Below are 11,256 nucleotides of genomic sequence, written 5' to 3' on the forward strand. Positions count from 1 at the left end.
ATACCCGCATACGCGGGGGTGATCCTGGCAATACGGTTAGAAAAGCAAATTATATTGCGTTATACCCGCATAGGCGGGGGTGAAATCCTGTATCTTAAATTGTAATTTTAAACTTATATCAGTGTATATTATCGTTAAATCAAACAAAAAACTCATAAAACCAGGTCAATCATTAGTCCAAGGTTTTATGAGTTTTATTTTGGAGCTAGAAACAGGACTTGAACCTGCAACCTACGGTTTACGATACCGGTGCTCTACCAATTGAGCTATTCTAGCATACATATATGATAACATATTTTTTCTTTCTTGGAAATGGATTTTAAATTTTTATTGTATCTTACGGGATTTTTGATATAATTATTAGTATGGAGTTATTATGGATTATACAAATATATTAAATGATATAATTGAATTATTTACATACAATAGAATAACTTTGATTCCGGTAATCTTTGGTCTTGTATTATTAATACTATTTATTATTTCTAAGGCTTTTAGAAAGAGCGGCTTGTTTGTGCTTGCTTTGACCTTTGCTGTAGATTACGGGATTAGGTCTTTACCTTTTGACCTTTATGGGACTTTTCCTATTTTAAATAATGTTATTGCAGGATTTTATTTATTAGGAGCGATTATTTTTGTTATTAAGGTAGTTAAAATCTTAGTTAAGACTTCTTCTAACTTGGTAAAGGCAAGTGATTATAAGCCTGGGAAGAATGGATTTTTTAGATACACAGGGGCTTTGGCTTTTATTATCATGCTCTTAATTAATATTGTTGATAGCAATAATATTTTGCCTAGATCATTGAAGAGTCTACTTACTTCTTTATCATTCTTGTATATGATTTTTAGGACTTTGTTGTCTACTTACAAGCATCTTAATGAAAATGATGTTAGGCTTGTTAAGGATAAGATGAGTTTTGATGATATCGACGAATACTTAAATGAGAAAGACCAAGCTCCTAGAGGGATTAATGCTGATAGGAGAGTTAGAAAGAAGCTCGATGATGATGTGAAGATATTTAATGGGCTTGATTCCGATAAGACTAAAACTGTGAAAATAAATGATCCTATAAGGGTCGAGGATTTAAGTTCTGACCTTACAAGAATAAAGGATAAGGAAAGGGAGATTGAAAAGATCGAGAAGGAACTTTCTAATACTGATATTATCCATTTGGTAAGTCGTGACGATGAGAAGGCTCTTAATGAGACGACTATGAAGATCACTAATATTCATAGTGGTGAGATTACTTCTTATACTAGCAAGAAGGCCAAGTTCAATATGGTTGAGGAGAAAGAGTACAAGGTTGATTTGGAGTTTAGGCATAACAATGAGTACGATTACGGAAGATTTATAGATATACTGATTAAGTATGCCAAGGATAAATCAATCTATAAGTTTGAGCTTATAGTTTCTCCCGCAGATATCAAAGAATCCAAGATAGTTCTCTATGATCCTTCGAATATTTTCGATTTAGATGAAGAGGATTATCAAAATATTGGTGGAAGAATTATAAGCATGAATTTCCCAAAATATAAGATCAATTTTATTACAGGAAATTAGAGTTATTCAATAAAGCAAGGGTAGGATGAGTCCTATCTTTTGCTTTTATAGGAGTTTATTTTATTTATGAACATTACAGAAATTTTATCAAAACAGCTAGAAATTAGCGAGAAGGGCATTGAAGCGGTTACTAATCTTTTGGATGAAGGCTCTACCGTTGCTTTTATCGCAAGATATAGGAAGGAAGCTACCGGAAATCTTACTGATGTTGAGATTAGGGATATAGAGAAGAATCTCAATAAGTATAGGAATATCGAGAAGAGACAGGAAGAGATTATTAATTCTATCGAATCTCAAGGTAAGCTTACAGAAGAGCTTAAGGAGGAGATTCTATCTACCAATACTCTTACCATCCTTGAGGATATCTATGCTCCCTATAAGTCAAAGAGAAAAACCAGAGCTGATATAGCTCGAGAATTTGGTCTTGACAAGCTTTTAGACTTTTTGTTTACCAAGGCAGGAAGTGAGGAAGAGTCACTTGAAGAAGCGAGTAAATATCTGTCAGAAGTCCTGGAAAGTGAAAAGGAAGCCTTGGAGAGAGCATTAGATATTTTGGCAGAAGATATTTCTAATAGTATACCAGCGAGAAATATAATCAGAAGAGATGGTTTCCTAAGAGCTAAGCTTATTTGTAGCTTAAAGGAAGATGAAGCCGGTCTCTATGAAAATTATTATGATTTTTCTAAGAAATTAAGGGAGATGAAATCTTTCCAAACCCTTGCTATCAATAGGGGTGAAAAGGAAAAAGCCCTAACTGTGAAGCTTGAGTTTACAGATGAATACAACAAGAAACTTATTGCTGACTTATTCAGGGAAGATAAGGACCTTAACCCTTATCAGGAATCGCTTCTAGTAAAAACTGTAGATGATGCTTACAAGAGATTAATGCTTCCGTCTATTACAACAGAAATGAGAAACTTCCTCACAGAAAATGCAGAAGATGAGTCTATAGGCGTATTTGGTAAGAACCTCAAGCCATACCTCTTGCAAAGACCAATCAAGGGCCAATCAGTTATTGGACTCGACCCTGGTTTTAGGACGGGATGTAAGGTAGCGGTTGTAGATCAGTTTGGAAAATATCTAGATTCTACTGTAATCTATCCCGTGGAGCCTCATAAAAAGGAAAAAGAAGCTATAGCAACATTAAAGAAGCTTGTAGAAAAATATGGCGTAAGTCTCATCGCTCTGGGCAATGCGACTGCATCTAGAGAAACTGAGCTTGTTGTAAATAAGCTTATTCAAGAAGTCGATGGACTAAGCTATGCTATAGTAAATGAGGCTGGAGCTTCTGTTTATTCTGCATCAACTTTGGGTGAAGAGGAATTCCCTGATCTTGATGTAACCATAAGAGGAGCGATTTCCATGGCAAGAAGGCTCCAAGATCCTATGGCCGAACTTGTAAAAATTGAGCCTAAACACATTGGTATTGGCCAATACCAACACGATCTAGATGGTAAGAAGCTAGATGAAGAGCTATCTAAGGTAGTGGAGGATGCGGTAAATGAGGTTGGAGTGAGTATTAACAATGCTTCCTACAAGCTTTTAAGTTACGTATCAGGCCTTAATGCTAATCTTGCTAGAAGGATAGAGGAAGATTTCAAAGAAGGGAAAATTGTCTACAGGAAAGATTTGAAAACTGTTAAGGGCTTAGGTGATAAGACCTACAAACTTTGTGCCGGTTTCTTGAGATTTCCTGACTCACCGGAGCTTTTAGATAATACTGCAGTCCATCCAGAATCTTACAAGATAGCCAAGAAACTTGAAGGGGAGGACCTTGATAGTATCAATCTAGAAAGTCTTGCGGCGAAACTTGAGGTAGGAGTGCCGACCCTTGAGGATATAATCTCTGAGCTTAAAAAGCCAGGAAGAGATCCTAGAGAAGATAACCCAGAAGTTCTAACTCGCAAGGAAGTGATGGGGATAGATGATCTAAAAGAGGGTATGATACTTAAAGGAAAGGTCAGAAACATTACCGACTTCGGTGCTTTTGTAGATATAGGCGTCGGTATCGATGGACTTGTCCATGTTTCAAAAATTTCAAATAAATTTATCAAAAATCCTAACGAAGTTTTAACCAATTCGCAAGTTGTAGAAGTAAAAGTGATAGAGATAGACAGGAAAAAAGAGAGAATAGGTCTATCAATGAAAGATATAGGTGAAAAATGAGATTATCAAAATATTATATGCCAACATTAAGAGAAGACCCAGTTGATGCAGAAACTGCAAGCCATAAGTTTTTAACTAGAGGGGCCTTCATTAGAAAACAAGCAAGTGGAGTGTATTCATTCCTACCACTTGGCAAGAAAGTAATAAATAAGATAGAAGCAATTGTAAGAGAATCTATGGAAAACCACGATTCTATAGAAGTTTCAACTTCAATCTTACAAGCAAGAGAAATCTGGGAAGCTTCAGGTAGATGGGAAACTTTCGGTCCTGAAATGTTTAAGCTTAAGGATAGACACGAAAGAGAGTACTGCCTTGGACCAACAGCTGAAGAAGCATTCACAGCTCTTGTTAAAGATGAACTTAATTCTTACAAGCAACTTCCACTAAATATTTATCAGATTGTAGATAAGTTTAGAGATGAGAAGAGACCAAGATTCGGTATCAATAGGTCTAGAGACTTCTTAATGAAGGATGCTTATTCCTTTGATGCTGACATGGAAGGACTTGAGATATCCTACCAAAAAATGTGGGATGCCTATGTAGAGGCCTTTGACAAGATGGGACTTGATTATAAAATCGTTGAAGGTGACTCAGGTACTATGGGTGGCAAAAAGAGCCATGAATTTATCGCCCTTTCAGAAACTGGGGAAGGAGTAATCCTCTATACTGATGATTCCGACTATGCCGCAACTGATGAGAAGGCAAGATTTAAGATGGAATTTGTTAAAGAAGATGAGAAAGAATTAGAATTAGTTGAAACAGTTGGAAAAACAACCATTGATGAAGTCTCAGAGTTTTTGGGGAAAGATTCCCATCATTCTGCTAAGGCAGTAGATCTTTTGGTAAAGGGAGAGCCAGTACTCGTATTCGTTCCTGGAGATAGGGAGCTAAATATGGCTAAGCTTATCTCTTACCTTAAAGTCCCAGAACATGAAATCGAAATGCTTGATGATGAAACAATCGAAAAAATAACAGGAGCAAAGGCAGGATATACTGGACCTATTGGCTTAAAGGAAGACATCCGTGTACTAATTGATGAATCCTTAACTAAAATTAATAACCTAATAGTTGGAGCTAATAAAACCAACTATCACTACATTAATGCAAACTTCAAGAGAGACTTCGATGGAGAGATTGTAGAAGACCTCCTCACCGCCAAAGAAGGCGACATGGCTTATGATGGATCAGGAAAGCTCAAGGCTGCGAGAGGAATAGAAGTTGGAAACATCTTCCAATTAGGTACAAAATATTCAGAAAGCTTAGAAGCTTACTTCCTAGATGAAAATGGTAAGCAAAAGCCATTTATTATGGGATCTTACGGAATAGGAATCTCTCGTTCAGTCTCAGCTATAGTTGAGCAGTACCACGACGAGAAGGGAATTATATGGCCAACATCAGTTGCTCCATTTGAAGCTATAGTTACAATAATTAACATCAATAAGGATGAGCAAAAAGAACTCGGCGAGAAAATCTATCAAAGATTAAAAGAAGAAAGAATCGACATTATCCTTGATGATAGAAAAGAAAGAGCTGGAGTTAAGTTTAATGATAGAGACCTAGTGGGCATTCCATATAGAATCACTGTAGGAAAAGATGCAGGAGAGGACCTTGTAGAGTATTCCACAAGAAAAGATATGGAAAATGAAAAGATCTCATCAAGTGAAGCTATAGAAAAAATCGTAGACTCAATCAAAAAAGACCTGTCTTTTAAATAGAAAACGGGTATTATTATACTGAAAGAAAAAATAAGAACTATAAGGAGACAATATGTTAGTTAATGCAAAAGAAATGTTAGATAAAGCTTACGCAAATGGATATGCAATTGGTCACTTCAATACAAACAACCTTGAATGGACAAAAGCAATCCTTAAAGCAAGCGAAGAAAAACAAACAGCTGTTATCGTAGCAGCATCTGAGGGAGCTATCAAATATATGGGAGGCTTTAGAGTAGTTGCTGACCTTGTAAAAGCTATGCATGATGAAATGGGAATTACAGTTCCTGTAGCGATACACCTTGACCATGGTTCATATGAAGGTGCAAAGAATGCAATCGAAGCTGGATTTACTTCAGTAATGTTTGATGGATCACACTTCCCACTTGAAGAAAACCTCGAAAAAACAAAAGAAATTGTTGAACTTGCTCACTCTAAAGGAATCTCTGTAGAAGCTGAAGTAGGTGGTATCGGTGGAGAAGAAGATGGAGTTGCGTCAGCAGGAGAGCTTGCAGATGTTGAAGAATGCAAGAAGATTGCAGGTCTTGGAATTGACTTCTTAGCAGCAGGTATCGGCAATATCCACGGAGTTTACCCAGCTGACTGGCAAGGACTTAACTTTGATAGACTAAAAGAAATTTCTGATGCAGTAAATATGCCAATAGTTCTTCACGGTGGTACAGGAATTCCTGATGATCAAATCAAAAAAGCTATCAGCCTAGGAGTTTCAAAAATCAACGTAAACACAGAATGTCAACTTGTATTTGCTGAAGCTACAAGAAAATATATAGAAGCAGGCAAAGATCAAGAAGGTAAAGGCTTTGACCCTAGAAAATTATTAGCAGATGGAACACAAGCTGTAATCGATAAAGTCGAAGAAAAAATTGACATGTTTGGTTCTGAAAATAGTGCAAAATAACAAAGAGAATGGGGGCCTTAGGGCTCCTTTTTTCTATAAAGGAATATATGGATAATTTAAAAGATAAAAAACTAGTAGAATTAAGAGAATTAGCCAAAGAAATGGGCATCGAATCTATAAGTAAATATAGAAAAGATGAACTCATCAAGCTAATTGAGGAAGAAGAAGCAAATAGAAACGAAGAAAAAAAAGAAGAAGCAGAGAATGATCTAGGCCAAAAGTTTGATTGTGATGGAATTCTAGAAATCTTACCAGATGGATATGGCTTCCTCCGTACCCAACTTTATGAAAGTGGAGATGACGATATATATGTTCCACCTAAACAGATTAAAATGTTTAGACTAAAGACAGGAGATTACATAAGAGGAATCGCAAGAGAAAAACACGCTAGAGATAAGTTCGCACCGCTCATTTTTGTATCTGATGTCAACGGCATCAATCCAGGAGTTGCCTACAACAGGCCATATTTTGAAGATCTAACTCCAATTTACCCTAAAGAAAAAATATCCCTTGAAACAACTAAGGATCACTTTTCTGAAAGAATCATAGATTTTATAAGTCCAATAGGTCGAGGCCAAAGAGGTTTGATTGTCTCCCAACCCAAGGCAGGAAAGACCACCCTCATCAAAGATATTGAAAGATCCATAGAGAAAAATTACGACGATATCAAAATAATAGTTCTATTAATAGATGAAAGACCAGAAGAGGTAACTGACTTTATTCGTTATGTAAACAAATACAGGGACCCAGAAAACGAGCTCATGCGTACTGAAGTAGCAGCATCTACCTTTGACAAAACACCACAAAGCCATATTGATATGGCGGAGATGGTTCTAGAAAGGGCTAAGAGATTTGTAGAGGAAAAAAAGGACGTTGTAATACTTCTAGATTCAATAACCAGGCTTGCTAGGGCTTACAATATTATGACTCCACAATCTGGAAGGACTCTATCTGGAGGACTTGATCCCCTAGCTCTTGTAGGACCAAAGCAATTTTTTGGCGCAGCTAGAAACATAGAAGATGGTGGCTCTCTTACCATACTAGCGACAGCCTTAGTCGATACAGGTTCTAGGATGGATGATATGATCTTTGAAGAGTTTAAGGGAACTGGTAATATGGAAATCCACCTAGATAGAAGACTTGCTGATAGGAGAATATTCCCAGCCATTAATATTGAGAAATCATCTACAAGAAGAGAAGATCTCCTCCTTACTGATAAGGAACTTGAAGCAGTAATCAAGCTAAGAAAATCCAACATGAATAATGCTGAATCCATAGTCGAGTTAATTGATTGGATGAGAAGAACTGAGGATAACAATAAGTTTATAGAATTGATAAATAATTCCTACTAAGGCTTGCAATAATTGATTCCAGATGGTATGATATTAATTGCTTATTGAAAGAAGAAACAAGAGGTGTTATATGAAAAAAGACTTACATCCAGAATATCACCAAGCAAAAGTAACATGCATTTCATGTGGGAATGAATTTACTGTAGGTTCTACTGAAGATGAAATCAAAGTAGAAGTTTGCAACAATTGTCACCCATTCTACTCAGGTAAACAAAGAAATGCTGAACGTGGTGGTAACGTTGAGAAATTTAACAAAAAATACGGTAGAAAATAGTAGAAATTATAAGGTAAGGCGACTTACCTTATTTTTGTGTATAAAAAATGAGAATAAAAGATTATTTAGATAAAAATTATGATATTAGCCTGATTGCTCTAACTTATATCCTAGATACTAACAAGAGCTCAGTTATCCTAAGAAGTGAGGAAGAGCTTGACAGTGAGATTAGCTTAAAATTAGATCAGATACTTAAAAAATATATGGAAGGATATCCTCTTCAATACGCTCTAGGAGAATGGGAATTTTATGGACTTAACTTTAAGGTAGACGAGAGGGCCCTCATACCAAGATTTGAAACTGAAATAATAGTAGACTTTCTAGTAAATTCTCCCTATAAAAAAGATAAAATACTTGATATCGGCACTGGCTCTGGAGCGATAGCGATTAGCTTAGGCAAAAATTTACCAACAAGCCAAATTGTAGGCAGTGACATAGAAGAAAAAGCCCTAAGTCTTGCCAAGGAAAATAAGGAGAGATTAAAAGCTTCTAATGTTTCTTTTATAAAATCTGATTTGTTTGAGGAAATTTCAGAAAAATTTGATATAATAATATCGAATCCTCCTTATATAAATCAAACTGATTATGATAGTTTAGATGAGAGATTGTACCATGAGCCAAAGTCGGCTTTATTAGCAAGTGAAGATGGCCTATACTTCTATAGAAGAATAATAAAAGAAGCAAATTCTTATCTTAACGATGGAGGAAGACTTGTTTTTGAAATTGGATATGACCAAAAGCAAAGGATATGCGAGCTTTTGAACGAATCTGATTTTAAAAATATTAAATGTATGAAAGATTATAATGATTTTGATAGATTTATAATCGCTGAGAAAGGATAAAAGATGTTTGAAAATATTGAACATATTAAGGAAAACTATTTGGATCTTGAGAAAAAAATGATAGATCCAGATGTTTTGGCAGATATTTCTAAATTAACTAAGATAACTAGGGAGTATAACTCTCTAAAACCAATAGTCGAAAAATATGACGAAATCAAAGACTCTGAGTCTACAATCGCAGAAAACAAAGAGCTAATCAATGAGGCAGACGATCAAGATATGGTCGAAATGCTAAAAGACGAAATTAAGGAAAACGAGAAGCTTTTAGAAAAGTACAAGGAAGAGATGAAAATTCTCCTCATACCAAAAGATCCTAACGATTCAAGAGACGTTATTGTTGAAATCAGACCAGGAGCTGGTGGAGACGAGGCTGGACTTTTCGCAGGAGACCTTTACAGGATGTATCATATGTATGCCGATAAGGAAGGCTACAAGACAGAAGATGTCGAAGTAAGCAGCCAAGGTGTCGGTGGAATCAAGGAAGCTACCTTCATGATTAGGGGCGAGGGAGCTTATTCAAGATTTAAATATGAATCTGGAGTTCACAGAGTCCAAAGAGTTCCTGAAACAGAATCAGGTGGTAGAATCCATACTTCAACAGCAACAGTTGCGGTATTACCAGAAGTAGATGAAGTCGATGTTGAGCTAGACCCTAATGATATTAGAACTGATGTATTTAGATCATCAGGAAATGGTGGACAATCAGTAAATACAACAGACTCCGCTGTAAGACTTACCCACATTCCAACAGGAATTGTTGTAAGTATGCAAGATGAGAAAAGCCAAATCAAGAACAAGGAAAAGGCTATGAAGATTCTTCTAGCCCGTATATATGAGCTTGAAGAAGAAAAGAGAAATAAGGAAATTGCTGATAATAGAAAAAGCCAAGTAGGTACAGGCGATAGGTCTGAAAGAATTAGAACCTACAATTTCCCTCAAGGAAGGATTACAGATCATAGGATTAACAAGACAATTTATCAATTAGATGACTTCCTCAATGGAAATATAGGCGAGATGATCGATTCCTTGATTGCTGAAGATCAAACAAGAAAATTAGAAAAGATAGGCGAGGACGAATAAATTGTTTGAATTCTTATCGAGAAAGTTTATCAAAAAATCCTCTGAAATGGATCAATTCACCTATAGACTTTCTTTAATATCCTTGTCTTCATCTATAGGTATAGCTATAAATATCTTGCTATTTATAATGAAGGCGAGTCTTGGATTTGTAATCCACTCTCAGGCTATCATAAACGATGCCTTTAACAACTTATCAGACTCTGTTGTTTCATTTATGGCACTTCTTGGATCGAATATCAGCAAAAAACCTGCAGATAAGGAACATCCTTTTGGCCATGGTAGAAGTGAATATGTTATTAGCTTGTTAGTTTCAATCATAATTATGTACGTGGGATTTACTCTTTTCGTAAATTCTGTAAAAAGCTTTAGTGATAATAATTTCGATGGTATAAGTCTTCTAAGCTTAGTAATATTACTTTTGAGTAATGCCTTCAAAGTATATATTTACTTACTAAATAAGAAACTTTACAAGAATCTCGACAGCGAATTAAATCTTGGTGTAATGCTTGATGCGAGAAATGATATAATAGCTACGAGTGCAATCCTTGTTGGATCAATCTTACAAAGTTATGTAAGCTTCAATATAGATGCTATTATGGGTATCATCATTTCGTTTTTTGTATTCTATCCAGGTCTTGAGATGTTTAAGGATACTACGGAAGTACTTCTTGGAAAAAGAGTCGATAGTGAGATAGAAAATAAAATTGATGAGATAATCATGGCAAGTGACCTTGTAATTGGATATCATGACTTACAAATCCATGAATATGGCAAGGGCAGGATGGCGGGATCAGCTCATGTGGAAGTTCCTGCAAATCTCACAGTGGAAGTAGTCCATAAGGAAATCGATAAGATAGAAAGAGAAATTTACTCAAAGACAAAAGTCGAGATAACAATTCACATGGATCCAACCTATTGTGTAATTGAAGATAAGTGAAAGAAGATGTAATGGAAACAGAAGTTTTAAAGATCGATAGAGAAAATATAGATGATGATATCATAAAAAAGGCGGCAGAGCTTCTTAAACGAGGTGATCTTGTTGCAATTCCTACAGAGACAGTCTATGGACTTGGTGCAAATGGCCTAGACGAGAAGGCATGTCTAAACATTTTCAAGACTAAGAATAGACCTGCTGATAATCCTCTAATTTTACATATTTCCAATAAAGATATGTTGTATAATCTAGTAGAAGATGTGGGTGAAGATGCTAAAAAGCTTATGACTTTATGGCCAGGACCCTTAACCATGATTTTCAAAAAATCTGAAATCATACCAGAAGTTGTAACTGCGGGCGGAGATACTGTCGCTGTGAGATTTCCAGTAGATGAAATAGCAAGAAGAATTATTGAA

General features: G+C 35.8%; 10 protein-coding genes and 1 tRNA gene. 10 read left to right on the forward strand and 1 reads right to left on the reverse strand.

Annotation, left to right across the window (positions count from 1 at the left end; all coding sequences use genetic code 11):
- Positions 1–200 precede the first annotated feature (200 nt).
- A tRNA-Thr gene (locus tag MRZ08_RS07995) sits at positions 201–276 on the reverse strand.
- A gap of 100 nt (positions 277–376) precedes the next feature.
- Between MRZ08_RS07995 and MRZ08_RS08000 the strand changes: the two genes are divergently transcribed.
- From MRZ08_RS08000 to MRZ08_RS08045, 10 genes are all read left to right on the forward strand, one after another.
- Positions 377–1,561 carry a hypothetical protein gene (locus tag MRZ08_RS08000; RefSeq protein WP_297381497.1) on the forward strand — a complete coding sequence of 395 codons (1,185 nt, stop codon included), beginning with the start codon at positions 377–379 and terminating at the stop codon, positions 1,559–1,561.
- Positions 1,562–1,627: 66 nt separating this feature from the next.
- Complete coding sequence (locus MRZ08_RS08005) at positions 1,628–3,727, forward strand: Tex family protein (RefSeq protein WP_297381499.1); 2,100 nt, start codon at positions 1,628–1,630, stop codon at positions 3,725–3,727.
- Positions 3,724–5,442 carry a proline--tRNA ligase gene (locus MRZ08_RS08010; RefSeq protein ID WP_297381501.1) on the forward strand — a complete coding sequence of 573 codons (1,719 nt, stop codon included), beginning with the start codon at positions 3,724–3,726 and terminating at the stop codon, positions 5,440–5,442. The genes MRZ08_RS08005 and MRZ08_RS08010 overlap by 4 nt, the downstream gene beginning before the upstream one ends.
- 52 nt (positions 5,443–5,494) lie before the next feature.
- Positions 5,495–6,358 carry a class II fructose-1,6-bisphosphate aldolase gene (fba, locus tag MRZ08_RS08015; RefSeq protein ID WP_297381504.1) on the forward strand — a complete coding sequence of 288 codons (864 nt, stop codon included), beginning with the start codon at positions 5,495–5,497 and terminating at the stop codon, positions 6,356–6,358.
- Between the two features lie 47 nt (positions 6,359–6,405).
- The gene (rho, locus tag MRZ08_RS08020) at positions 6,406–7,710 is read left to right on the forward strand and encodes a transcription termination factor Rho (RefSeq protein WP_297381506.1); all 1,305 of its coding nucleotides are present in this window, start codon (positions 6,406–6,408) and stop codon (positions 7,708–7,710) included.
- 70 nt (positions 7,711–7,780) lie between these two features.
- Positions 7,781–7,984, forward strand: a complete 204-nt coding sequence (rpmE, locus tag MRZ08_RS08025; RefSeq protein WP_015777682.1) for a 50S ribosomal protein L31 — start codon at positions 7,781–7,783, stop codon at positions 7,982–7,984.
- Positions 7,985–8,031: 47 nt separating this feature from the next.
- Positions 8,032–8,826, forward strand: coding sequence for a peptide chain release factor N(5)-glutamine methyltransferase (prmC, locus tag MRZ08_RS08030; protein WP_297381508.1), 795 nt, complete (start codon positions 8,032–8,034; stop codon positions 8,824–8,826).
- Between the two features lie 3 nt (positions 8,827–8,829).
- Positions 8,830–9,906 carry a peptide chain release factor 1 gene (gene prfA, locus MRZ08_RS08035; protein WP_297381511.1) on the forward strand — a complete coding sequence of 359 codons (1,077 nt, stop codon included), beginning with the start codon at positions 8,830–8,832 and terminating at the stop codon, positions 9,904–9,906.
- A gap of 1 nt (position 9,907) precedes the next feature.
- Positions 9,908–10,843, forward strand: coding sequence for a cation diffusion facilitator family transporter (locus tag MRZ08_RS08040; RefSeq protein WP_297381512.1), 936 nt, complete (start codon positions 9,908–9,910; stop codon positions 10,841–10,843).
- Between the two features lie 11 nt (positions 10,844–10,854).
- A partial coding sequence (locus MRZ08_RS08045; RefSeq protein ID WP_297381514.1) for an L-threonylcarbamoyladenylate synthase occupies positions 10,855–11,256 on the forward strand: 402 nt, incomplete at its 3' end.

It is taken from the genome of Anaerococcus sp. (assembly GCF_022770135.1).
Taxonomy (GTDB): domain Bacteria; phylum Bacillota; class Clostridia; order Tissierellales; family Peptoniphilaceae; genus Anaerococcus.